Origin of the sequence: Tunicatimonas pelagia, assembly GCF_030506325.1 — a bacterium.
Classification (GTDB): Bacteria; Bacteroidota; Bacteroidia; order Cytophagales; family Cyclobacteriaceae; genus Tunicatimonas; species Tunicatimonas pelagia.
The window spans coordinates 5,284,495-5,308,558 of sequence record NZ_CP120683.1 but is presented as its reverse complement, the minus strand read 5'-3'; the positions used below and the strand labels follow the sequence as shown (position 1 = coordinate 5,308,558).

Genomic DNA, 24,064 nt, shown 5'->3' with positions numbered 1-24,064 from the left:
GTTCGATTGCTAATTCTTTAATGAATGATGATTGATGAGTAATGATTAATGGTATGGTATTCATTATTCATCAATCATTACTCATCAATCATTGTATCTTATTCCGATGGTTTTCCAATCCAGTTCCTTATCAGATTGTGGATAATTGGCTAACTGTTTATTCAGCGTATCGTTTTCACTTTCTTTGATGGCTAGGGCGGCGGCTTGTTTTTCTAGTTTGTCACCTTGCTCTAATAGACGCTGGATATTCGGGAGGTGTTCTTCGGTAAGGTAAGGAGCAACTCCGCGCCAGAGTTCGGGAGTTACTGGACGGCTGGCAGCCCAGCGTTCATGGGCGAAGTCAATCAGCATTCGGGCTTGATCGGGGTTGCGACGTTCGTCCAGTTGCTGAATGAGATACAACGGGCGACCCATAAAGATGGCTTTTAGTACCATCTGGTTCCAGGCTTCATCCGACATATACTCCGCCGGGTACGGATTACGCAATGCCACCGCATCAAACACATCAGTTATGTTAGTTCGAATACCCTCGGAAGCCCGGTAAGCCATCTGGTCAGAATAATCGTACAGCGGAAGTGCGGCGTACAGTGTCACCTGTTCATCCATATCCGCCGTGGCAAATAAACGGTCTAGCACCTTCCGGTATTCTTCAAATGAATCAGCCGATAGCTGTAGCAACCAGTAGGTACGGGCAGCTTGACGAACATCCCACTGACTCAAATCCCAGCCACTACGAATTTGCTCGGCTCTCTGTAACGTTTTATCATTCAGTGTAAGATCAGCCTTCTCAAAATGCCGAACGATGGTACTGAAGGTCAAATTAAAAATGCGATTGTTCGGCTGACTCCGGTATTTTCCGGCTTGTTGATCTAACCACGTCACTGCCTCATCAGGTGACTGTTGACTAATCAGTTCATAGAGAAGTTTTTGGGCAGCGTTATTCATAAAATCAGCTTTGAGCGACTAAAGTAATGGTTTTAAGAGGATAGAAAAAATGATTTGGCTCATACTAACTTCAGAAGTTTTAATACTGAAATTCTAACGACGAATTGCATCGCTTGATCTCTTGAAGTCTCAGAAACATGGGTGTTAGCGAGGATTGTCCGCATTTTTACTGGATAAGTATTCGCATTTGTTCGGTAAAATAAGAAATTTGCCGCCAGCATGACCAATAACCTCATTACTCTTCTGATCTTTAGCCCGCTGGCCGTAGCATTGGTGCTGCTATTTATTCCCCCTACCCGACCGCTGATTCACCGGATTGGCATGGTTGTCGCCACCGGATTACAGCTTATAATTGCCATCACTATTTACACCCAGTTTGACGCCAACAAAGCTACCAGCTTAACCGATGATGCTTACTATAATCTGCAACTGGTAGAGCGGTTCGATTGGATTAGTTTGAATCTGGGCGGTTTGGGCCACTTATCCATTGATTATTTTGTAGCGGTAGATGGCATTAGTCTGCCGTTGGTCGTACTAGCTTCGCTCATTTTACTGATTGCCGCTATTTCTTCCTGGACAATCAAACGGCAAGTGAAGGGGTACGCCTTGCTGTTTCTTCTGCTGAGTTCGTCGGTGGTAGGTTGCTTTGTGGCCTTAGATTTTTTCCTGTTCTATCTCTTCTTCGAATTTATGCTGCTGCCGATGTACTTCCTCATTGGTATTTGGGGAGGAGAGCGGCGGGAGTACGCTTCTATCAAATTTTTCTTGTACACGTTAGCTGGTTCTATCTTCATTCTCATTGCCATGATCGGGCTGTACCTCAGTGTAATTGACCCAATTGCTACCGGCAAAATGGCGGGTTTGCTGGGCAATCACCCATCTACTGAAGAGGTTACTTACGTACAGGATCAACTACGGGAAGGGCAAATTGCGGGTCAAGATTTAGTGCGAACGTTTGATATGGTGGCAATGACCGACATTCGAAATTATTTACCTAATAGCACTCTAGCGGCGGAAGGCACTCGCTGGGGTAACGTTCCCCTTCGTTGGCTAGCCTTTTGGGCACTACTGCTGGGCTTCGTCATTAAGCTTCCGTCGGTGCCACTGCATACCTGGCTACCCGATGCTCACGTAGAAGCTCCCACCGCTATCTCGGTAGTGTTGGCTGGGCTGCTGCTAAAAATTGGGGGCTACGGCATCTTCCGCACGGCTTACAGCATGTTTCCCGAAGCGGCCTTGCAGTTTGCTTGGTGGGTTGGCTTTCTGGGGGTCATTTCCATTCTGTTCGCCGCCTTCAATGCTTTAGCCATGCGCGATCTCAAGAAAATGATTGCTTATTCTTCGGTATCGCATATGGGATTCGTTTTGCTCGGTTTAGCCTCACTAACTTCAGAAGGAGTCAGCGGAAGCTTATACCAGATGTTTAGTCATGGCCTGATTTCTCCGTTGCTGTTTTTACTCGCCGGAGTACTTTACGATCGTACCCACAATCGGATGATTGCTCACTACGGAGGGCTTACCCAGAAGATGCCCTATTTTACCGTGCTGGTGATTATTGGATTTTTCGCTTCGCTAGGACTGCCTGGCTTTTCCGGCTTCATCGCCGAGGTACTGACTTTATTAGGTGCATTTAATTCGGCCACCGTGAATGAACTATTGCCCCGCTGGATGGCGGTATTTGCGGCTCTCGGCTTAATTTTGAGTGCTGGGTACTATTTATGGACGTTGCAACGCATGTTTTTCGGAAAATACTACGTGCGGGAAGAAGGGTGGAATGAAAAACTGGTTGACCTTAGCTGGCGCGAATATATTATGCTCGTTCCGCTGGCGGTAGCCACCTTAGTCTTTGGAATTGCACCTAGTTTATTTTTGGATGTGGTGGGCGAATCAGTTCGTCACTGGACAGCGTATATGAACGAACAGGGAGCACAGCATCTGGAACAGATTATGAATCAGCGATAAAGTATCAAAACCAATTCAATCATGCAGTTAGATGCAGAAACTACAAATACTTTGGATGAAATCCCCCTTGCCCCCTTTTTTAAAGGGGGCATGAGAAGTTTATTTTACTAAAAGGATTCTAAACAAAGAGTATCCAGAAGTCAAGCTGAGATAATATTCCTGATTATTGGTTTTATCAATTTAAATATCCAGAGTTCTATTCCCCCTTTCGTAAAGGGGTTAAGGGGGATTTGAGCTAATATGTTGCAAGAGTTGCTAAACAGCTTGCTTGACGCGAAATTGATTTTATGGAAATCACCACTACCTTAGCAAATGACTTACGCGTAATTTTACGCAGTGCTACTTGGCTGTGGCCGGAGGTGGTTTGGGTAGTTGCTATTGTCGTGGTACTCCTAACCGATCTGATTTTCCGAAGAAAGTCCGGTCTGGTGTTCACCGGGTTATTAGCAGTCGCGGTAGTAGCCAATAGTTTTTTCCTCTTGCAGCAATGGAACCTACTAACGGTAGACGAGACACTACCTCGATTTCTCAACACCTTACAAGTAGATCGACTAGCCATTTATCTGAGAGGATTATTTGGACTAGCTTTATTTTTTGTGGGCTTGATGGGTATCCGTACTCGCAGCGGATCGAAACAAGCCGGTTTTGAGCGGTTAGACCAAATTGGCGAATACTATATTATGCTGCTGGGTGTAGGGCTAGGGGCTTCGCTAATGGTGAGCACCACCCATCTGCTCACCATCTACTTGGCTATTGAACTGGTTTCGCTGAGCTCCTACGTACTAGCTAATTTCAATTTTGACCGTAAAAGTGCCGAAGCAAGTTTGAAGTATGTACTGTACGGCAGTGCCGCTTCCGGGCTAATGCTCTACGGTATATCACTGCTGTACGGTCTTACCGGAACTCTGCTATTAACCGAACCTACTTTTTCTCAAGGATTAAGTGAAGCTCCGCTACTCCTTAGTAGCTTGGCGATAGGATTAACCCTCGTTGGCTTTTTATTTAAAATATCAGCCGTTCCTTTCCATATTTGGGCTCCTGACATCTACCAAGGCGTGCCTACACCCGTAGCAGCCTTCTTTTCGGTAGTACCCAAAATAGCCGGAATTGGTTTGCTACTGCGAGTAGCTCCGTTGTTGTTTTCGGCAGCTTCTGAGTTTCCTGGCGAATGGCTGATCGGCCTCATTGCAATGGTAACCATGATTGCCGGGAACGTGGCGGCATTACACCAAACCAACGCCCAACGAATGTTAGCCTACTCTTCCATCGCTCATTCCGGATTTTTGCTAGTAGGTATATTGGTGGCAAACCAGTGGGGCACCTACAGTGTGCTTTTTTACGCTACCACCTATCTGTGTATGAATTTGGCTGCCTTTTGGCTGATTCAACTATTTGAAGCGCATACCGGTGCCAAACACATTCCTGACTACCGGGGGTTGGGACTACGCTTTCCGGTGCTCGGAGTTGCTATGCTGATTGTAATGGTCGCCTTAACTGGCCTCCCTCCTACGGCGGGCTTTACCGCCAAGCTGCTCATTTTTTCTTCTCTCTGGGATTATCACCAACAAACGCAAGAACCTCAACTGCTGTATATTCTGGTAGTGGGATTATTTAATACGGTAATTGCTTTATTTTACTATTTAAAGATTCCGTACTATCTGTTCTTTAAAAGTAGCCCTGAGTCAGCCGTTTTAACTTCGCCAAAACATTCCTCACAATTTTTCGGGAAATTTGGGACAATTTTGCTTACCATTCCGTTACTCATATTGTTTTTCAAAGCAGATTGGTTGATGGCTATCATTAGTCAAATAATCAGCGTACCTTAGTAGCAACTAGGCAGCCTTCTTGTTTAATACTATTTAGTCCATATCTATGAGCGAGTCTATCAAACACGAGTGCGGAATTGCCATGATCCGCCTTCGTAAGCCTCTACAGTATTATATCGACAAGTACGGCACTCCACTCTACGCAGTTAATAAACTGTATTTACTGATGGAGAAGCAGCATAATCGGGGGCAAGATGGCGTGGGAGTCGCCAACATTAAGATCAATACCCCGGCGGGTTCGCGCTACATCAGCCGTTACCGCTCAGTATCGGAACGACCTATTTCAGATGTATTCAAAAAAATTAATAAGAAGTATAAGAAGGTGCGCCAAGCCTGGGGTACCGAACGTTTGCTAGATGCTGACTGGTTGCAAGAAAATGTAGCGTTTACTGGAGAGGTATGGTTAGGGCATTTGCGCTACGGCACCCACGGAAAAAACTCTATTGAGTACTGCCACCCCATGCTCCGGCAAAATAACTGGCGTAGTCGTAATTTGGTGATGGCGGGCAACTTCAACATGACTAACGTAGACGAACTCTTCGATATCCTAGTCAGTTTAGGACAGCACCCTAAAGAGAAAGCGGATACTATTACCGTGATGGAGAAGATCGGCCACTTCTTAGATCAGGAAAACCAAGACTTATTCGATCAGTTTAAATTCACCCACACCAATCAGCAGATCACCGAAATTATTGAGGAGAACCTGAATCTACAACGGGTGCTGCAACGCTCGTGCAAAGATTTTGATGGAGGCTATACGATGGCGGGCATCACTGGTAGCGGTTCTTCCTTCGTGGCCCGCGATCCGGCTGGTATTCGTCCGGCTTACTATTACGCTGATGATGAAGTAGTAGTAGTGGCTTCGGAAAAACCGCCGATTAAGACGGCATTTAACGTTCCTTATGGAGAGATTAAAGAAATTCAGCCGGGTAGCGCGCTGATTATCGACAAAGCCGGTAACTACGAGGAAAAGCAATTCATCGACAAACTGGAAAAGCGCTCGTGTAGCTTTGAGCGCATCTACTTCTCCCGGGCTTCTGACCCTAATATTTACAGCGAACGTAAAGATTTAGGCAAGCTATTGATTCCGCAAATTCTGGAGTCTATTGATTACGATTTACAGAACTCCGTTTTCTCGTACATTCCTAACAGTGCCGAAACCGCCTTTTTAGGTATGCTGGAAGGCCTAGAAGATCATCTCAGCAATGAGCGCATTCAGGCCATTAGCGAGCGCTCTAAAGGAGGTGAAGTGGACGAAAAATACCTTAACAAGTTACTTTCATTCCGGCCCCGGGTTGAGAAGTTAGTGGTAAAAGATGCTAAGCTCCGCACGTTTATTACGGGCGACGACCAACGAAATGATTTGGTAGCCCACGTATACGACACTACCTACGAAGTAATTCGGAAAGGTGTAGATAACATTGTGGTAATTGATGATTCTATTGTGCGCGGCACTACGCTGGAGAAAAGCATCTTACGGATGCTCAACCGCCTCAATCCCAAGAAGATTGTGATTGTTTCATCGGCTCCTCAGATTCGCTTCCCCGACTGCTACGGCATCGATATGTCTAAAATGAACGAGTTTGTGGCCTTCCGAGCGGTGCTTCAGCTACTGAAGAACAGCGGATTGGATAACCTGATTGATAAAGTGTACGAAATGTGCGTAGCCGATGGGTTGAAGAAGGGAGCTCCTAACTTTGTGAAGAAGCTATACGAACCCTTCTCCTACAAGCAGATTTCCAACATGATTGCTGAGATTACCCGGCCCGATGATCTTACCTGCGATTATGAAGTAGTGTACCAAACCGTAGAAAACCTGCACCAAGCCTGCCCCGACCACCGAGGCGACTGGTACTTCACCGGCGACTATCCAACCCTGGGCGGCAACCTAGTGGTCAACAAATCCTTCATCAACTTTATGGAGGGTAAAACGGTAAGGGCTTATTAGGCATTTATAAATCTGACCTTTGTACTTATGAGTCAAATAACCGATGTTAAAGCGGAAGTGCAAGAACTGATTGCTCAGGAAAGTGATGTAGATATTCTCCAAGCAATTAAAACCATACTACAGAAAAAGCAACCGGATATAGCTTGGCGAGAAAGGTTTGTGCAGCGAGCCGAAAAAGCTGAGGAAGATATTCAAAGAAACCGTTTACGAAGGTAAACTAACAGAGTATCAACGGGAGCCCGAGTACCAATAAATACGGGAATACCACCGAGGATATCTGGGTCAGAATGGTAGATTTGGTTTCTGCTCATAGCTATTCCTTAATCAAACCTTCAATTTCTTCTTCGAGTTTAGGTAACTCTCGCGTCACAATTGCCCAAATAATCTCGTCTGAAATATTATCGTAATCGTGAATGATCCGATTTCGGGTACCGATAATTCTTTTCGCATTTATGATAGGGAAGCTATCTTCTGCATTTAAGATGCGCCTCACTGCCTCACCAATAATTTCTAGGTTTCGTTCAACCGCTTTTTTAGTTTTCAGATCTTGTTGATATTCAAGAAAATCTCTCCTCTCGGGAAGAAAACTGTAAATTTCCTCTATCGATCTTTTGATGTCTAGCAACCAGGCTTTTATTCTAAGATCCATAAATCGGAACTTTGGTTCTCTCCAGCTCCTTCCGGAAGAATTTATTTTTTATTCCTCTTTCCTCAATTAAGTCAATTTCTCTGTTGAATAGTTGCTCTAGATCATCTTTGAGAGCAAAATAAAGATCAGCGTACTTGTAGGGATCATTCTCATTAAAATCAACTACTAAATCGATATCCGAATGCTCACTAAAATCGGCTCGGGTAACTGAACCAAAAGCATAAAGCGATTTTACTCCACTAGCCTCACACAATCTAATAAGTGCGTTAGTCCGTTGTTTATTCAGAAACATAGGGCAAAAAAGTGTTTTTAATCTGACTTTATCTTCTACGTAAGTAAATTACCATCATCATCCCACTCAGCCATTACGTCGCGGGTTTCTTGGTCGATGCACTTGGCGAGCCATTCTTCGTCGTAGGCCATGCCGTGCTCCTTTAGCACATCATCGGGCACGCCGTCCCAGACGTTAGGGCGATTGCCCTGGTAGCCTAATTCCTCAATTCCCATTTTAGAAGTGTAGTAACCGGTCAGGGTCAGGTTTCGCATTCGGTTAAAGAATGTTACACCCTGGGCTACTTCGGGAGTAGCTTTATCCGGATAGGCAATTTCATCCAGTAATTCGGTTTGCTGCGCGGGAGTACACTCATCAAAAGTATGGCTAAATTTCTTGATTGCCCGATGGTTGAGCCACATCAGACCACCGCGCAACGGAAGCTGATGTTCAGTAATATCTTTGGCGATAAAGGCAATAAACTCGGGTACTCCGGCATCGGTCGCCGAACCGAATTTATCAGTAGCGGGCAAAATCAGGTCGCAGAGCGTGGCAATGGTGCCTACTTCCGCTTCGGTAAAGAACTCAGCCTCATGTAGCAATTCGTCACGGAGCTTTTCTTCCTCGGTACGGCCGTAGGCATCAGATTTTACGGGAGTGGCTACCTGCTCGGCCACTTCTTCTTCGGGAGTACAACCAATAACGAGTCCTCCGGCCAGGGAGCCGACTAGCATGGTTTTCATGGATTCTCTTCGGTCCATTAGGTAATATTTTGTTTTTTGAATTGATCAATAATATAGTCAGATGTCTTCCAGGAAAGTGCCAGAATTGTCCAGGTAGGATTTTTATCCGCCTGCGACACAAACGGCCCAGCATCTACCACGAATACATTATCCACTTCGTGCAACTGCTGATTCTTATCGGTTACCGATGTTTTGGGGTTATTGCCCATACGGGTAGTTCCTACTTCGTGAATAATTCGTCCGGGAGCAGCCAAACCGTAGTCCTGATCTTTGCCCGGAACATCCCCGAGTGGAGTAGCTCCCATTTCATGGAAAACCTCCTCGAAGGTCTCGTGCATGTGCTTGGCTTGCAATCGCTCGTAGTCCGTCCAATTGTAGTGAAACCGCAGTACCGGAATTCCCCATTCATCAACTACGTTGGGATCAATTTCGCAGTAATTATCCTTTTGAGCCACACTCTCGCCCCGACCCGATACGCCCATCACTGCTCCGTAGAATCGTTTTACATCATCGCGCAGTTTATTACCGTATCCACCCGTCTGCCCACCAATTAATTTATTCATTTCGGTAATACCAAAACCAGTGCCGTAAGAAGGCATTCCCATGCCACCCCACACTTCAATATGGTAGCCTCGGGGAAAATCCAACTGCTTATTATCCAGCCACCAGGGGCTATACACGTGAAGTCCGCCTACCCCATCTTCGTTGTAGGAAACTTTGCGGTTCATTAGCTCAGGAACAAAGGCGGCTCGGCTACTTCCGGTAGAGTCATGCAAATATTTACCAACAATACCGGAGCCGTTACCTAAGCCATTGGGGTGCTGACTACTTTTGGAGTTCAGTAGAATTCGAGCCGAGCTACAAGCTGAAGCCGCCAAAACCACGGTTTTCCCTTTTAGTTGATACTCCTGTCGGTCTTCTTTATTCACGTAAGAAACTCCGGTGGCTCGTCCTTCATCATTAGTGGTTACTTCTCGCACCATAGAGTTGACGAATAAATCAACCTGACCGGTTTTCTGAGCGGGAAAAACCAAAGCCGAGCTAGATGAAAAATCCGCTTTCGCTGAGCACGACCGGGAACATTGACTACAGTAGAAGCAAATTCCCCGATCTTTATTTACCCGCTTAGTTAGAATAGATAAGCGGGAAGGAATTACGGTAACTCCCGCTTTACGGGCAGCCTTTACGTAGTACAGTTCGTGTAAGCGAGGTTTGGGAACCGGCAAAAAGAAACCATCCGGTTCGTTATCCAGATTTTCCTTACTTCCGAATACTCCAATAAGCTTATCTACTTTGTCGTAGTAAGGCTTTACATCATCGTAACCAATAGGCCAGTTATCACCTAGTCCGTCAACATCTTTCCGCTTAAAATCTTTGGGACCAAAGCGGAGGGAGATACGCCCCCAGTGGTTAGTTCTTCCCCCTAGCATGTGTGACCGGAACCAGTCAAACTCCGTTCCTTCGGCGCGAGTGTAGGGCTCGCCATCAATTTCCCAGCCACCGTAGGCAGCATCAAAATCACCAAAGGCGCGGGTCGTGCTAGCCCCCCGGCGAGGCGAGTCATAAGGCCACTTAAGTTGAGTCATTTGAGCCGGGTCGGTGGGGTCGAAGAATGGCCCAGCTTCTACAATGGCTACCGAGAGCCCTGATTCCGCCAACACTTTCGCAGACATGCCACCCCCAGCCCCCGAGCCTACAATAATGACATCGTACTCTTTAGAAGATTCAATAATTTGCATGAATAGTACTTATAGTATAGTAGAAAATACGAATGTTTAATTTCTGATGAAAAATGGGATAAACCAAATTCCCTACGGTTTTTACTTTACAGCACTACTGCTCTATCATAATTTTCATAACTTCGCGCTCTATCATTTTTATTAAAGCAAATTATATGAAAACCGCTGAGATTGTTACTGGAAAAGGCACGATGAAAGTAGAGTTCTTTGAAGAAGATGCCCCCAACACCGTAGATAATTTTACTAAACTAGCGAAAGAAGGATTTTACGATGGACTTACGTTCCACCGGGTAATTCCTAACTTTGTTATTCAGGGTGGTTGCCCCAATGGCACGGGTGCGGGTGGACCCGGCTACACTATCGACTGTGAGCTAGACGGCGACAATCAGTACCATGACCGGGGAGTATTATCAATGGCTCACGCCGGACGAAATACCGGAGGCAGTCAATTCTTTATCTGCCACAGTCGCGACAACACGGCTCATCTGGATCGTAATCATACCGTGTTTGGAAAAGTAGTGGAAGGATTAGAAGTAATTGATGACATTCGAGAGGATGATAAAATTGAGAAAATTGTAGTGAGTGAGGAAGGATAGATAGTGTTATGGTATTAGAGTGTAATTAGCAAGGTTTAATACTTAAATAGCCCTGAATCAGTTTTACTAAATAACATCAATGTATGGCTGTATTAGCGAAGCTTGAGTAAAAGCCAAAAATAACGTATAATTAGATCATGAATGTTATTGAGCTAAAAACATGGTAATAATCGCCTATCTGAGCAAGTTCAAAACGAAGTCAGGAATATTGAAAACACAGTTTCTATTACAATGGTCAGTTTGTAGGAAATTGCGATCAAACGTAGCATTGGCAAACTTACATTGGAAACCGAATTAAGTGATATTCAAGAGCGGATAGCGTCTAAACAAGTAGGCACCCTACCAATTACAACCGATCATTTAGAAACACTGGAAAATTTGCCTTACCAAGATAAACATCGTGACCCGTTTGATCGGTTGATTATCATCCAAGCCATGACGGAAAATATGACTTTGATTTTCAATGATCCGCACTTTACTAAATATCCAGTCAAACTGCTTTGGTAAATAACTTTCTTATAGGTCGGAACCTAAACATATAAATATGTGACCACCGCACGATATTCACCTGAACATATTAACACAATTTTCTTCTAATTTCTTACCATCTAAGATTTACCGATTTTCCATCATATTTTACAGTTATCATAGCCACATCTTTGCTTAGTACTATTTAAATAATTTTTATTAAGCAAGCCTATGATCTGCTTTCAAAATCAATATGTAACCGTGGAAATTGACTCGGAGTTACAGACTTTAGTGCAAACCTGGAGTGGGTTTGCCAAGGGAGATGAGTACCGACAAGCTTGGGACGAATCACTAAAAATTGCTGAGCAGCATCAGCTTACTCACTGGTTAATTGACCAAGCCAAACTTAAAGGGGTGAATTATGAAGACTGGCAATGGGTAAACGAAGAGTGGAAACCTCGCTTTGAACAAAAAATTAGTGAAAGCTCAACTGCCATTGTGCTGGCCAATAATATTTTCGACGAAATGGCCGGACGCTTTGTCTCCCGCAAAGCCAACGGAAAAACGCATAAGTCAGCTACGGGCTACTTTGCGGATAAGGGACAAGCCCAAGCGTGGCTAGCGTCTACTACCAAAATAGTAGCTTAAGATCAATAAGTATTGGCTTAGCTATTTATCGGTTCTACTCCGCTCCTGAGAAAGCCAATCAGCGGTTACTTCATTGAGCTTTTTTACTTTGTACTCAAAATCACCGCGTAGTTGGTTGCGTACTTCCAGCAAGTTATCCAGCAGCGACTGCACATCGTCGGGAATGGCTTCTTCTAGGTACTGTCGAATACGCTTGGTCAGGGTAGGTGATTTACCGTTGCTGGAAATGGCAATCTTCAGATCACCTTTCTTGACGACTGAACTTAGATAAAAATCGCAAAGATTGGGCGTATCGGCTACGTTGGTCATAATGCGACGTCGGCGGGTTCGCACCTTAACGCGTTCGTGCAATTTTCGATCATTGGTAGCTAGAAAAACCAAGTCTTTACCACGTAGATCACGCCAGCGAAATTGCCGTTCAACCACACGCACGTTCGGGTGTTCTTCGGCCAAGCGAAATATATCAGGTTGCAGAATCTCCTGCCCCACCAGCGTTACGCAAGTCTCCGGGCTATTTTTCAGAATAGCTTCCAGCTTTTCCAGTCCTACGTAGCCGCCACCCACTACGAGTACATCTAATTCGTGCAACTTGAAAAAAACTGGAAAAAGTTGGTTGCCCTGATCCATAGGAGGAAAGTAAATTATCGGGTTGATCTTCGGTAGTCTACGGCATGTAGCTGGTTTTGTTCGTCCCGAATATGCGTTTCCATTGCCGGAACAATATCGGTATTCTGAGCAGCAGCACAGCTCCACACTTCACCCGATTGGTGCACCACAAAAGTGAATATTGTATGTCGCGCTCCCGGATTGGGTACTTCGGCAGTAGGAGTTTGCCCAGTGAGTTTTACTTTGGCGTGTACTATCGCAATGTGATTGGCCAAATACTTCGTCTTGGTTCGAATTAACGTTAAGGTAGACTTATTGAATATGGTACGCAGACCGTAGTCGTGAGCGCGTTCAATATCTTCCTGTCTATGCCACCATAAGCCCGTTACGTTAACAAATTCTCCGTCCGAATCAAATAATCTAGCAATCTGCCGGGCATCCCGCTGGTTCCAGGCTTCTACAAACACTCGGGGAATAGCTTCGGGACTGTCTAAGGTAGCGTAACCCGTCACTCCTTTTTACGCTTGAAGTCACCCCGTTTAATGGATTTAATAAATTCGCTCCAAGCGAAGGGGTTTAGGAAGGGAATAGGCTGAGGGCCCGACCGATTCTGGATATAGTTAAACTGCTGATCCATGAAATAGCGGTGGTTCATACTACCATCCATCGGCATGGCTTGAAACATCTGCGCCAGAAGATCTTCCGCTAAGTTATCACGCATGTTAGCGTACTGATTTTCATTAGGCAGATTAAGAGCCAGTAATGCCTCCTTGAATAGCTCTTCACTCGGGTAAGGAAACACCGTGATTGCCGGAAGATAGGTAGTATCGGCCAGCAATTCTACAATAATCGTCATACTCTCTACCCGGTTTTCCGGTACCAGAAAATACTGCCGTTTGAAGCCAACGGTACTAAACAGCACACTATCGCCTGGTAGTACGGGCATAGAAAAATAGCCGTACTGATTGGTGGTAGTTCCTCTTCCGGCGGTAGGTACGTAAACATTTACTCCGGGCAAAGCGTAGGTGCTATCTTCGCCCAATACCAATCCGGAGAGTTGAACTACCTGGCTACGCCCTTGAGCGTAGGTTGACTGGTTGGCAGTCAGTATCAGTAGTAATCCTCCTAAAACAATGAGATATTTCAAACCAAATTATTTTTCTTCGTATCTTCTTAACGGTTTTTTAGGCTAAATGGTCATGATAGTAAGTAAAAAGCTATCTTTTTATTTACTCAGTTGTCTTCATTTCTACTCAGTTTAGCCCAATATGTTTTTCAATTCTTCGAATTCTACCTCTTAATTCATCAACTTCCGGTAATCGGGTCGCGAATGTCTCTAGAATACGCACCATCCTACTTAATGAATCTGAATGGCTTTTAAGTAGCTCCTCATACTGACCTTGCTTTTAAACCATTTCGGTTAATAACTCAATAATTCTATTCCTCATTTTTCATGGCTGAAGCTCTTTTAGTTAATTTGTACGACTAACTATCCTCACAATTCGTACGAGTATAATGTTAAAGATAACACAAAAAACTACAACTTTCGAGTTTCAATGGTGAGCCTATGCGGGTTAAAAATTTTAGTTTAGGATTTGGTTTACAACTATTTAAAGCTTTCTCAGAAGAGTCGCGCATTCGCATTCTCCACTTATTGTATCAGGAAACCGAAATGTGCATTACCGATTTAGAGCAGGTGCTCGATTTTACGCAAACGAAAACCTCGCGCCACCTTAGCTACCTGCGAAACGCCGGGTTAGTGTACAGTAGGCAGGTAGACCAGTTTGTGTATTACCGCATTCGGCATCAGTCGAAAGATATGGTAGAGCAGATATTTCAGTACATGAGTAAGGACAAAACATTACTGGAAGATCACGAGACTTACAAAATACTCTATTCTAACCGAGAGCTAGCGGTGAATAAACTGCATCAGAAAAAGTGGCACCGTCTAGATTAAACCGATTCGGATACCGAACGGTCGCGAATCAGTAGCAAGCCTAGAAAGGTGATTGCTCCATTTATGATTAAAAGAAAATGACCAAACTTGAAGCCATTAAACCAAGCCGCCGAATTAGTATCTAGCACAAAGCAAATAAGTGGGGAAAGCACCGCTACCCAAGGAATCCATCGATCTTTCACTTTCCACTTAGTATAGAGCCCAAAAGCATACAAGCCCAACAGTGGGCCGTAGGTGTAAGTAGCTACTCGGTACACCGCCATAATTACGCTCTCATCGTTAATGAAGTTGAAAATGAGAATAACAATCAGCAGTATAAATGAAAACATTACGTGAACCCACTTGCGCGTGCGTTGGTCAATCTTTTCTTTGGCTGCATCCCGTACTTCGTCACGATTACGTCCAATACCCAGAAAATCTACGCAGAACGAAGTAGTTAAGGCCGTAAGGGCTGAATCGGCACTAGAATAGGCCGCCGCGGTAATTCCCAGCAAAAAAATCACGCCCGCATAAACCTGAAACTGATTAACCGCCAGTGCTGGAAAGAGATTATCAGATCGTTCCGGAATAGTGAACCCAATTTCGTTAGCGTAGATATACAATAAAGCACCTAGCGAAAGGAATAAGATATTCGCAAGAACTAGTATTACGGTAAACCAAAACACATTTTTCTGAGCATCTTTCAGGGTTTTAATAGTCAGGTTTTTCTGCATCATATCCTGATCCAGCCCCGTCATCACAATGGCAATAAATGCCCCGGCAATAAACTGCTTGAAGAAATTAGTGGGTTCTTGCCAATCCCAAACGAAGACCCGCGACATATTGCTCTCCTGAATTACCGCTGTTAATTCACCGAACGAAAGGTCTAATTCACTTTTAATTAACAGAATACTTACCACGAGGGAGGCAAGCATAAAAAAGGTTTGTAAGGTATCGGTCCACACAATGGTTTTAATTCCACCCCGAAAGGTGTACAACCAAATAAGCGCGATTGCAACCACTACGGTTAACCAAAACGGTAACCCCACGGCTTTAAAAAATGCGATATGCAACACTCCCGCCACAATGAACAATCGCAACGAAGCACCAATTACTCGTGATAGCAGAAAAAAGAAAGCCCCGGTTTTGTAGGCACGATACCCAAATCGTTGCTCCAGGTACCCGTAAATACTCACTAGATTTAATTTGTAGTACAACGGCATAAGTACTAGCGCGATAAAAGCGTAGCCCGGAATAAAACCCAACACAAATTGAAGGTAGGTAAATTGAGAATTACCAACCTCGCCCGGCACCGAAATAAAGGTGATACCCGACAAGCTAGCCCCAATCATACCAAAGGCCACCAAGTACCAAGGAGACTGCCGGTTACCGGTAAAGAATGTCTCGCTGTTGGAGTTTCGCGAAGTGAAGTAAGATATCGATATCAATAGCAGAAAATACCCCGCAATAACAATGAAAACTAATTCTGGCGACATGAGTTAGTAGGTTATAAGCGCGTAAAAGTGGCTGTTTTTTTTTAAATTTGCTAGCTGAGAAAACGCTCAGAAGATGGATTACGAAATACAGGAAGACGTTTTAGTAGAGACCGAAGTATACGAAGAATTACTGGACCTACGGGATCTGGTAGTGCTGAACGATGATTATAATACCTTTGAGCACGTTATTAACACGCTTATTCGGGTATGCAAGCATACGAATGAGCAAGCCGAACAGTGCACCTTAATTATTCATTACAAAGGTAAATGTGCGGTAAAAAAGGGCACGCTAGAAGAGCTAAAACCCATGCTGGATGCTATTCACGATGCCGGTATTGGCGCGGAAATACAGTAGCGGTTTTCACTGCACTTTTCTAGCCGAAAGCATGTTATTATAGCCTCAGTTATCCACCTAACCTTTTCTATGGAATACCCTTCCAAACTTATTGAAGACGCGGTTAACGAAATATCCAAACTACCGGGTATCGGTAAAAAATCGGCATTACGATTAGCTTTGCACTTACTTAAGCAAGATGAAGATCGTACCCAATCCTTAGCCGATTCACTCGTGAACTTACGGACTAAAACGCAGTACTGCCAGGTTTGCCACAATATTGCGGATGCTCCTATCTGCGCTATTTGCCAAAACCGACAGCGCGATCGTAGTATCATCTGTGTAGTAGAAACTGCTACGGATTTAATTGCAATTGAGAATACTTCGCAGTACCGAGGCTTGTACCACGTGCTAGGGGGAGTGATCTCGCCATTAGACGGAGTTTCACCTAGCGATCTTGCCATTGACAGTTTGCTTCAGCGGATGAATGCCGATGATTCGGAAGTGAGAGAAGTATTACTCGCGTTGAGTGCCACCATGGAAGGCGATACCACCGCTTTTTTTATTACTAAAAAGCTCAAACCACTGGATGTGAAAATCACCTCCATCGCCCGAGGAGTACCGATTGGTAGCGAATTGGAGTATACCGATGAAATTACTTTGGGAAGGAGTATTGTGGGGCGAAAAGCGTACGAAGGATAATTACAAATTACTCTTGGCCACAGCCACTAGCAACAGTACCCAGCCTACAATAAAGAGCAGTCCACCGATGGGAGTTACCGCCCCCAGCCAGCGCACCCCACTTAGGCACAGAATATACAGCGAACCGGAGAAGATCAGAATACCACCCATCATAGACAGAGCCGCGTAATCTAACAGTTTATCCTGTACCCGAAACATCAGTAAACCAATGAGCAACAGCGCCAACGTGTGATAAAATTGGTACTTCACCGCGGTTTCAAACGTAGCCGTTCGGCCTCCCGCTTCTAGTGTTGCTTGCAGGGCGTGCGCGCCAAAAGCTCCAATCATCACCGATAATGCGCCCAAACTGGCCGCAGTAATTAAAATAAATTTCTGCATTACTTTTGATAATTACGCTCACCGAAAATAGACGTACCAATTCGCACCATCGTACTGCCTTCTTCAATGGCAATACGGTAATCACCACTCATGCCCATCGAAACTTCTTCCATCCGGATTTGGTCGGGTAAATCATCATTGTACTTTAGTGCGTCAAACAGCAGTTTTAGGTGCTCGAACTCTTTGTGTACTTTAGCTTCATCGGAAGTAAAACTAGCCATGCCCATTAGTCCCACTACTTGCACGTACTTCAAATGCTGAATAGTCTCATCCCGAATAAGGCGAAAGATTTCTTCGTCGGTAAAGCCAAATTTACTTTCTTCTTCCGAAATATGCGCCTGTAGCAGGCACGAAATCACCCGGTGGTGCTTCGCTCCTTGCTTATTAATTTCTTCCATTAGCCGTATACTATCAACTGAGTGAATCAAGTGAACAAACGGAGCGATGTTCTTTACCTTATTCCGTTGCAAATGCCCAATCATATGCCACCGAATGTCTTTCGGCATTTGCTCGTATTTTTCCACCATCTCCTGCACCTTGTTTTCCCCAAAATCTCGCACTCCAGCTTCGTAAGCATCCATCAGTGTACTTACCGGTTTGGTTTTACTCACAGCAATCAGTTTGCACTCGCTAGGAGCTAGCTCTTGCTGCAACTGCTGCACATTTTCTGCAATATTCATACACAAAGCTATCAAATTTTTTAAGTAACAATTAGAACTGGAATGAGTTCTATCTGGGCAGTTTTCGTACCGTTTTGCTCTATTTTCATGAAAAAATGCTTCTTACTACTACTGCTGTTCTTACTTTTTGACCAAGTGCAGGCTCAATCAGATGCGCTAGCAAATTATAATGAACAACGACTGCAAATCACTCGAATTGGTATGCTCACGCTGGGCGGATGGGCAATCGGCAACATGGGGGTAAGTGGGGCACTGATGAGCAATACGTCCGGTAGTCGCTACTACTTTCATCAGATGAACGTATTCTGGAATGTTATTAATATTGGATTAGCCGGATTTGGATACTACAATGCAGCCACGGCTGACCCTTCGGCTTTTACCTTAGCCGAAACTATTCAAGAACAGCACAGCATAGAAAAGCTCTTGTTATTCAACGCCGGATTGGATGTAGCTTACTTAGCGGGAGGATTTTACTTGCTGGAGCGTAGCCGTCGGGAATCAGACCAGGCAGAACGCTGGAAAGGCTACGGACAATCGTTGCTGCTGCAAGGTGGCTTCCTGCTGCTTTTCGACGCGGTGTTATACGCCATTGTACAGCAGCCTAGCAGCGAACTATTTACGCTGCTGTCTTCGGTGCAAATTACCCCGGGTGGGATAGGCTTCGTTTATCGTTTTTAGAAGGAAAAAGCATGGTTTTGTTTTACATTTCTAGCGTTGCAAGACAACCATAGCTTCCTTATCTTTTCAGACTGATTATGGAAATACCGGTTTACACGCCCGATCAAGTGAATTTACTCCCCGACCAACCGGGAGTTTACAAATACTATAACGCTGACCGCACCCTCATTTACGTAGGTAAAGCCAAAAGCCTGAAAAAGCGCGTTAGTAGCTACTTTACCAAATCCAAAAATACCAACCGTAAAACGGTAAAAATGGTAAGGGAGATTCGGACCATTGAGTTTACCATTGTGAATTCGGAATTTGATGCGCTGCTACTGGAAAATAGTCTGATAAAAAAGAATCAGCCGAAGTACAACATTCTGCTAAAAGACGATAAAAGTTATCCCTTTATTTTACTAACCAACGAACGGTTTCCCCGGGTGATCCCAACCCGCCAGCGTATTCCCGATGCGGGTACTTACTTTGGCCCCTTTGCCAGTGTGAAGGCCATGAACAATATACTAGATTTGCTTCGTAATCTGTATACACTCCGCACCTGCCGTTACGATTTGTCCGAAGAAAATGTCAAATCCAAAAAGTATAAAGTGTGTCTGGAATACCACATTGGTAATTGCCTCGGCCCCTGTGAAGGTCTGCAGACTGAGGAAAGCTACAACCAAGACATTCAGCAGGCTACCAATATTCTGAAGGGGAATATGAGCATAGCCCGTACCTACTTTAAGGATAAAATGCAGCAGACGGCGGAAAATCTGGAGTTCGAAGAAGCGCAACGGTTTAAAGACAAACTTTCTTTACTGACAAAATACCAAGCCAAATCCATTGTCGTCAATACCCACTTGGGCGATACCGATGTATTCACTATTGTTTCGGATGATCAGATTGCGTACATCAACTACCTCAAGGCTAACAAAGGCAGTATCATTCTGACTAAAACCATTGAGGTAAAGAAAAAACTGGACGAAAGCAACGAAGATATTTTAGCCCTGATGATCGTAGAACTTCGGGAACGCTACCTGAGTGCAACCAAGGAGATTTTAGCGAATATTGAGGTTCCTATTGAGCTAGCAGGTGTTACGATAACTGTACCCAAAATCGGTGACAAGCGTAAGCTGGTTGATTTATCCATTAAAAATGCGCTGTACTACAAACGAGAACGAGTTAATCGGGTGCAGGAATATCAGCAGCGGGTTAGTCGGGTAGTGCTTAAATTACAGGAAGATTTGCACCTAAAGCAGCCCCCTATGCATATTGAGTGTTTTGATAACTCCAATTTGCAAGGCTCTAATCCGGTAGCTTCTATGGTGTGCTTTAAAAACGGGAAGCCTTCCAAAAAAGATTATCGTAAGTTCAATATCAAAACGGTGGTTGGGTCAGATGATTTTGCTTCTATGTACGAGATTGTGTTTCGCCGGTACAAACGCTTGCTGGAAGAAGACCTGGAGTTTCCTAATCTGATTGTTATTGACGGAGGGAAAGGCCAACTGAAAGCCGCCTGCCAAGCACTGAAAGACGTAGGCGTTTACGGCGATATTCCCATTATCGGTATTGCTAAACGACTGGAAGAGATTTACACTCCCGGTGATCCGTATCCGCTACATATCGATAAAAAATCAGAATCACTCAAGCTAATTCAGCGGGTGCGCGACGAGGCCCACCGCTTTGCCATTACCTTTCACCGTAAAAAGCGATCCAACGCTGCCCTACGTAGCGAACTGGAAGACATTAAGGGGATTGGCCGAAAGACGGCTCTTTCGCTGCTAAAAAACTTCAAATCAGTGAAAAATATCCGAGAGGCCCCAGAAGAGGACTTAGCTCAACTGGTGGGTTCTTCTAAAGCGAAAACACTTAAGGAAGCTTTGAGCAAATAGTTGAGGGCAAACAAAAAAGGAACCCGAGGGCTCCTTCTTTAAAAACATTTGTGTTATGGAAAGCTATTAATATTCCCAAAGTTCGTGTTCGCGCTCTAGCATATCGTATTCGTACTCTAACGATTTCAACAAAGCTTGTCGCTTATTCCCCTCAGTCATATCCACAATTCGCTCATCATCCGGGTTAGAATACTTTACAATATGAGCGTTGAATAGACGCAGATCAAACGCATACTGTAAGTTAAGATTTTTGGCACTGTTACGAGGGTTTACCCAAACCGCAATCTCCGGATTTTCCTCAAACACGCGGAGCAAATCTTTGTATCGGAAAGAAGCAACTTCTTTCAATAGTCCGGTATTCGGGAAGTTTTCGGGAGGTAAAATCAGGGTAACGGCTTGCACATCGTAGTACTGTCGACCTCGCTCTTTATCGAAGATTACATCTTCAACAATCTCAACCACCGATACATCTTTAGGAGCGAATAAGTAGCTCTCGGCTTGAGGTGCCGCAGCTTCGGCTCCGCCCATGTCGGTTCCTTCCGCTCCTTGCCCTGCGCTATCGCCCCAACCATCATCGTTGCTACTATCGTCACCCCATCCATCGTCACCACTGTCTCCCCAGCCATCATCAGCCGAGTTATCCTGGCCGAAACCCATTGCAATTTCTTCTTCGCTCAGCGCGGGGCCATCCATCGGAATAGTCATGTTTTCAATAAACTGCTCCTTAGACATACGAGTAGTCACTGAATCGTTCGTGTAAGGATACAGCGTTCCGTTCATCACCGACTCAACTATCACGCGGGTCATCCAGCGATTTTCCGAGAAGAATGGCTTGTTTTGCTTTTCCTTCAAATCCATCCGTCGCCATACCCGAGTTCGGTATAGCTGATCAGAAGTGTGAATAGGTCGGATAGAATTATCATTGTATCCTTCCTCATTGTAACCATCGTTCGCTTGCCCGTACGATACCCCCATTGTACTTAGTGCAATGATGGCTGCTCCGGTAAGCTGTTTTACAATTTGATTAATACTCTTCATAACACCTGTTTTTAATGAAGTAGACCAGTTTTAGCCTGGTCTACTATTTTTCTATTTATCCTCTGTTGCTATTTAATAGGAACAGTAATCGTTGAGGCTGATGAGCCAAGTCGTACATCTTCCCGTTCGTTGCGAGAGTTCATACGCTGTACTTTTTTCACATCCACCACAATTCGGTCGCCTGCCTTCGCCTTGCCGATAATATCGTTAAGACTCGCTGTTCCGTTGCTAGCATTGTACTTAGCTTTACCAATTGGCCGGCTTCCACGCGCTAAGAAAATCTCAGCATCTACTACTCGGTAGCGGGCTTCTTTTGGTAATACGCTGGCAAAATCTTCGTCAGCCATAGCCTTTAAAGTAATGCTACGCAACCGATTAGCAGCCTCACCTTGCTTTAAGTTCACTGGCTTGTTGCCTGGCCCTAATACCTCAATAGTTGGCTTAGGAATTGGCTTCACTCGGAAAGATTCCGTACCAATCTTAAACCCATTACTGCTCACTGATAAGTTAACCTTAGCTGCTTTGGGAATTACTGTCACCTGGCCAGTTTTAGCTCCGGCAATAGCCGTTCCACCACTAGCCGTAAACGACGGCTTGTAGGTAGAACCTAAAGCAGGTACGTTTACTTGCAGATCATTAGCACAGTTCAAGTACAATGCTTGCATTGCCTGCGACTGTACCTGGATTACAGGCTTAGTTACAAAGTAGGAAAACGTTTCTTCGTACGTCTCCGAGTTTGCTCCCTGATCAATCTGGATAGTCGCTTTAAACTTTTGCTCTGCCCGATTGTCCTTGTCGTACTTGCTAGCACTGGCCGGGAACTTAATTTTTCCCATACCTCCTTCTACCGGAACGGGTTTACCGTTTACCAGCATCTTGGGAGTAACTGCGCTAGAAGAAGCCGCAATAAATAAATCAGCTTCGTACGTTGTACCAGCCGCCACTACGTTTGACTTAGGACGCACCATTACTTTAATATCGTCAAACTTAAGGTCAGCCGCTCCTACTTGACGCGCAAGCGCATCAAGTGCCGAAGTTTCTCGGGCCAACACCTTGGTTTTCAGATCATTTAATGTAGCGAGGCCGGCTACCATTGGAGTGTTTTGGAAGTTAAGCTCCGCAAAACTCTTCTTATTCTGATCAGGATTATCCTTAAATACCGGATTCTCCCGTCCGTCTAGTGCTAATGGTTCAAATTCAGTACCTGATTCTTTCGCTACGAATTGAGCGTAATCGTTTAACGTTTTCTTCAGCTCATCGCCCTTCTTCTGACGTATCATCAGATTAGCGACTTCATCTTCGTTTTTACCACCGGCGTACGTACCGTTTTCTTCTTCACCGCCAGTCTTTTCTATGAATGCAGCGCGATACTCATTTAGCTTATTTACTACATTATTTGTCTTAGCTCGAACTTCTTGCGCTTTCTTAAGTACGACGACATCTTCTTCACGATTTCCAGCTTCTTCTACTGCCGTGCGAATACGATCTACTGTACCGCTGTTCTTCACTTTGTAGCTTTCAGCTGACTGGTCAAGACTCTGATCAATGAATACAAATCGATCTAGAATCGTATTACTTACCTGTAGGGCGAGAAGGGCGGTTAGTACCAAGTACATCATACCGATCATCTTCTGCCGGGGGGTTTCTTTTCCTCCTGCCATGTTGTCCTGTTTTAGCGTTTAAAAATTAATTTCTTTTAATTACGCCTTCATTGCGTTCAACATGTTGCCGTACACCTTATTCAGGGAAGCAATGTTGCCAGTCAACGATGAGAAGTTAGTACGGAACTGCTCGGCATCTTTACTCGCTTCAGCCACATTTTCCATAGCCCCACTCAAGTTAGCGTAGAACTTGTTCATTGACTTTAAGTGACTATTGGCATCCTGAAGCTCCATCTCGTACACTGCATTTAGCGAAGCTAAATTCTTCGTTACAGTTTGTACCTGAGCGTGATACTCCTTAGCATCTTTGCTAGCTGTAGTCATTTCTGACATAGCCGTAATTGTAGTTTCGTACGACTTGTTCATGTTTGTTAGTGACTGAGAAGCAGCTTTCACGTTTTTCGCGTAATCGTTCGTGGCTACCGCAGCATCGGTAATAGTACCGATTTTGTTAACTGACTCAGACAAGTTTTTCATACCTCGTCCTAAGCTGTCAATTAGCTCACCACCAACTTTAGACTTCTCCAGCATGTTATCTAACTTATTAGAAACAGAGTCGCCTTTTCCGTTAGAAATTTGCTTACGGGTAGTCGCTTGGGTATCACCCGCTAATTCAGGGTAAACCAGTGACCAATCGTACTCAGCGTGCTTAGGCTCAAATGCACTAAACAAGAAGATAATTGCCTCAGTAGTAAGACCTACCCCGAGCATAATTCCTGCACCGGGCAAGTGTAGAATCTTAAACATTGCCCCAACAATTACGACAGCCGCTCCAATTCCGTAAATTTTGGGCATGATGCTACCGTATAATAATTCTGAAAATCCACCTTTTTTCTTTGCCATGATTTTTAGAGTTTTAGAAATAGAATGTTAATATTTGATTATATAA

Annotated in this window: 27 protein-coding genes; 12 read left to right on the top strand and 15 right to left on the bottom strand. The window is 44.6% G+C overall.

The features are described 5' to 3' along the window. Nucleotides 1-84: 84 nt before the first annotated feature. Nucleotides 85-945: an EboA domain-containing protein gene (locus P0M28_RS22655; RefSeq protein ID WP_302205351.1), complete on the bottom strand. Its 861-nt coding sequence runs from the start codon at nucleotides 943-945 to the stop codon at nucleotides 85-87. Nucleotides 946-1,164: 219 nt separating this feature from the next. Here P0M28_RS22655 and P0M28_RS22650 point away from each other — a divergent pair, with 219 nt between their 5' ends. The 4 genes from P0M28_RS22650 (at nucleotide 1,165) to P0M28_RS22635 (ending at nucleotide 6,897) form a co-directional block, all read left to right on the top strand. Beyond that, on the top strand, nucleotides 1,165-2,907 hold the full coding sequence (locus tag P0M28_RS22650; RefSeq protein ID WP_302205350.1) for a complex I subunit 4 family protein: 1,743 nt from the start codon (nucleotides 1,165-1,167) through the stop codon (nucleotides 2,905-2,907). A gap of 287 nt (nucleotides 2,908-3,194) precedes the next feature. Continuing rightward, complete coding sequence (locus tag P0M28_RS22645; protein ID WP_302205348.1) at nucleotides 3,195-4,733, top strand: NADH-quinone oxidoreductase subunit N; 1,539 nt, start codon at nucleotides 3,195-3,197, stop codon at nucleotides 4,731-4,733. A 46-nt stretch (nucleotides 4,734-4,779) separates the two neighbouring features. Then, on the top strand, nucleotides 4,780-6,681 hold the full coding sequence (locus P0M28_RS22640) for an amidophosphoribosyltransferase (RefSeq protein WP_302205347.1): 1,902 nt from the start codon (nucleotides 4,780-4,782) through the stop codon (nucleotides 6,679-6,681). Between the two features lie 27 nt (nucleotides 6,682-6,708). Then, entirely contained in the window at nucleotides 6,709-6,897 is a 189-nt protein-coding gene (locus P0M28_RS22635; protein WP_302205346.1) for a hypothetical protein, read from the top strand. Here the strand turns inward: P0M28_RS22635 and P0M28_RS31150 are convergent. The 5 genes from P0M28_RS31150 to P0M28_RS22615 are packed head-to-tail and all read right to left on the bottom strand — an operon-like array spanning nucleotide 6,873 to nucleotide 10,083. Then, a complete protein-coding gene (locus tag P0M28_RS31150) occupies nucleotides 6,873-6,992 on the bottom strand; it encodes a DUF433 domain-containing protein (RefSeq protein WP_367281879.1) in 120 nt (39 codons plus the stop codon). The genes P0M28_RS22635 and P0M28_RS31150 overlap by 25 nt on opposite strands. 2 nt (nucleotides 6,993-6,994) lie before the next feature. Beyond that, nucleotides 6,995-7,330: a HepT-like ribonuclease domain-containing protein gene (locus P0M28_RS22630; protein ID WP_302205344.1), complete on the bottom strand. Its 336-nt coding sequence runs from the start codon at nucleotides 7,328-7,330 to the stop codon at nucleotides 6,995-6,997. After that, nucleotides 7,320-7,622, bottom strand: coding sequence for a nucleotidyltransferase family protein (locus P0M28_RS22625; protein WP_302205342.1), 303 nt, complete (start codon nucleotides 7,620-7,622; stop codon nucleotides 7,320-7,322). Before P0M28_RS22625 ends, P0M28_RS22630 begins: the two co-directional genes overlap by 11 nt. Before the next feature lie 35 nt (nucleotides 7,623-7,657). Continuing rightward, nucleotides 7,658-8,362: a gluconate 2-dehydrogenase subunit 3 family protein gene (locus tag P0M28_RS22620; protein WP_302205341.1), complete on the bottom strand. Its 705-nt coding sequence runs from the start codon at nucleotides 8,360-8,362 to the stop codon at nucleotides 7,658-7,660. Then, nucleotides 8,362-10,083, bottom strand: coding sequence for a GMC family oxidoreductase (locus P0M28_RS22615; protein ID WP_302205340.1), 1,722 nt, complete (start codon nucleotides 10,081-10,083; stop codon nucleotides 8,362-8,364). Before P0M28_RS22615 ends, P0M28_RS22620 begins: the two co-directional genes overlap by 1 nt. A 155-nt stretch (nucleotides 10,084-10,238) precedes the next feature. Here P0M28_RS22615 and P0M28_RS22610 point away from each other — a divergent pair, with 155 nt between their 5' ends. The 3 genes from P0M28_RS22610 (at nucleotide 10,239) to P0M28_RS22600 (ending at nucleotide 11,795) form a co-directional block, all read left to right on the top strand. Continuing rightward, entirely contained in the window at nucleotides 10,239-10,679 is a 441-nt protein-coding gene (locus tag P0M28_RS22610) for a peptidylprolyl isomerase (protein WP_302205338.1), read from the top strand. A 282-nt stretch (nucleotides 10,680-10,961) separates the two neighbouring features. Further along, nucleotides 10,962-11,186, top strand: coding sequence for a type II toxin-antitoxin system VapC family toxin (locus P0M28_RS22605; RefSeq protein ID WP_302205337.1), 225 nt, complete (start codon nucleotides 10,962-10,964; stop codon nucleotides 11,184-11,186). Between the two features lie 222 nt (nucleotides 11,187-11,408). After that, the gene (locus P0M28_RS22600; protein ID WP_302205335.1) at nucleotides 11,409-11,795 is read left to right on the top strand and encodes a hypothetical protein; all 387 of its coding nucleotides are present in this window, start codon (nucleotides 11,409-11,411) and stop codon (nucleotides 11,793-11,795) included. 21 nt (nucleotides 11,796-11,816) lie between these two features. Here the strand turns inward: P0M28_RS22600 and P0M28_RS22595 are convergent, their stop codons facing one another. Genes P0M28_RS22595 through P0M28_RS22585 form a run of 3 tightly spaced genes read right to left on the bottom strand, consistent with a single transcriptional unit; the run spans nucleotide 11,817 to nucleotide 13,548 of the window. Beyond that, nucleotides 11,817-12,422: a precorrin-2 dehydrogenase/sirohydrochlorin ferrochelatase family protein gene (locus tag P0M28_RS22595; protein WP_302205334.1), complete on the bottom strand. Its 606-nt coding sequence runs from the start codon at nucleotides 12,420-12,422 to the stop codon at nucleotides 11,817-11,819. 14 nt (nucleotides 12,423-12,436) lie between these two features. Continuing rightward, the gene (locus tag P0M28_RS22590) at nucleotides 12,437-12,913 is read right to left on the bottom strand and encodes an SgcJ/EcaC family oxidoreductase (RefSeq protein ID WP_302205333.1); all 477 of its coding nucleotides are present in this window, start codon (nucleotides 12,911-12,913) and stop codon (nucleotides 12,437-12,439) included. Continuing rightward, complete coding sequence (locus P0M28_RS22585; RefSeq protein ID WP_302205331.1) at nucleotides 12,910-13,548, bottom strand: carboxypeptidase-like regulatory domain-containing protein; 639 nt, start codon at nucleotides 13,546-13,548, stop codon at nucleotides 12,910-12,912. Before P0M28_RS22585 ends, P0M28_RS22590 begins: the two co-directional genes overlap by 4 nt. A gap of 420 nt (nucleotides 13,549-13,968) precedes the next feature. Here P0M28_RS22585 and P0M28_RS22580 point away from each other — a divergent pair, with 420 nt between their 5' ends. After that, the gene (locus tag P0M28_RS22580; RefSeq protein WP_302205330.1) at nucleotides 13,969-14,358 is read left to right on the top strand and encodes an ArsR/SmtB family transcription factor; all 390 of its coding nucleotides are present in this window, start codon (nucleotides 13,969-13,971) and stop codon (nucleotides 14,356-14,358) included. On the opposite strand, the gene P0M28_RS22575 is transcribed toward P0M28_RS22580, so the two are convergent. Then, nucleotides 14,355-15,833 (bottom strand): sodium:solute symporter, encoded by a 1,479-nt coding sequence (locus P0M28_RS22575; RefSeq protein WP_302205329.1) that lies wholly within the window; start codon nucleotides 15,831-15,833, stop codon nucleotides 14,355-14,357. The two genes, P0M28_RS22580 and P0M28_RS22575, sit on opposite strands and share 4 nt — an antisense overlap. Before the next feature lie 73 nt (nucleotides 15,834-15,906). Here P0M28_RS22575 and P0M28_RS22570 point away from each other — a divergent pair, with 73 nt between their 5' ends. Both P0M28_RS22570 and recR read left to right on the top strand, forming a co-directional pair. Beyond that, nucleotides 15,907-16,188, top strand: coding sequence for an ATP-dependent Clp protease adaptor ClpS (locus P0M28_RS22570; RefSeq protein WP_302205327.1), 282 nt, complete (start codon nucleotides 15,907-15,909; stop codon nucleotides 16,186-16,188). A 69-nt stretch (nucleotides 16,189-16,257) separates the two neighbouring features. Beyond that, nucleotides 16,258-16,869, top strand: coding sequence for a recombination mediator RecR (gene recR, locus P0M28_RS22565; RefSeq protein ID WP_302205325.1), 612 nt, complete (start codon nucleotides 16,258-16,260; stop codon nucleotides 16,867-16,869). On the opposite strand, the gene P0M28_RS22560 is transcribed toward recR, so the two are convergent. Further along, entirely contained in the window at nucleotides 16,870-17,247 is a 378-nt protein-coding gene (locus P0M28_RS22560) for a DUF423 domain-containing protein (RefSeq protein WP_302205323.1), read from the bottom strand. It lies immediately after the preceding gene. Continuing rightward, complete coding sequence (locus tag P0M28_RS22555; protein WP_302205322.1) at nucleotides 17,247-17,927, bottom strand: YggS family pyridoxal phosphate-dependent enzyme; 681 nt, start codon at nucleotides 17,925-17,927, stop codon at nucleotides 17,247-17,249. Before P0M28_RS22555 ends, P0M28_RS22560 begins: the two co-directional genes overlap by 1 nt. Nucleotides 17,928-18,014: 87 nt before the next feature. Between P0M28_RS22555 and P0M28_RS22550 the strand changes: the two genes are divergently transcribed. Further along, nucleotides 18,015-18,605 carry a DUF6992 family protein gene (locus P0M28_RS22550; protein ID WP_302205321.1) on the top strand — a complete coding sequence of 197 codons (591 nt, stop codon included), beginning with the start codon at nucleotides 18,015-18,017 and terminating at the stop codon, nucleotides 18,603-18,605. Between the two features lie 77 nt (nucleotides 18,606-18,682). Then, nucleotides 18,683-20,476: an excinuclease ABC subunit UvrC gene (gene uvrC / locus P0M28_RS22545; protein ID WP_302205320.1), complete on the top strand. Its 1,794-nt coding sequence runs from the start codon at nucleotides 18,683-18,685 to the stop codon at nucleotides 20,474-20,476. Nucleotides 20,477-20,542: 66 nt separating this feature from the next. On the opposite strand, the gene porN is transcribed toward uvrC, so the two are convergent. The 3 genes from porN to porL form a co-directional block, all read right to left on the bottom strand. Then, nucleotides 20,543-21,514 carry a type IX secretion system ring subunit PorN/GldN gene (gene porN / locus P0M28_RS22540; RefSeq protein ID WP_302205319.1) on the bottom strand — a complete coding sequence of 324 codons (972 nt, stop codon included), beginning with the start codon at nucleotides 21,512-21,514 and terminating at the stop codon, nucleotides 20,543-20,545. Between the two features lie 68 nt (nucleotides 21,515-21,582). Beyond that, complete coding sequence (porM, locus tag P0M28_RS22535) at nucleotides 21,583-23,175, bottom strand: type IX secretion system motor protein PorM/GldM (RefSeq protein WP_302205318.1); 1,593 nt, start codon at nucleotides 23,173-23,175, stop codon at nucleotides 21,583-21,585. A 39-nt stretch (nucleotides 23,176-23,214) separates the two neighbouring features. Further along, nucleotides 23,215-24,018 carry a type IX secretion system motor protein PorL/GldL gene (porL, locus tag P0M28_RS22530; RefSeq protein WP_302205317.1) on the bottom strand — a complete coding sequence of 268 codons (804 nt, stop codon included), beginning with the start codon at nucleotides 24,016-24,018 and terminating at the stop codon, nucleotides 23,215-23,217. Nucleotides 24,019-24,064: the final 46 nt, after the last annotated feature.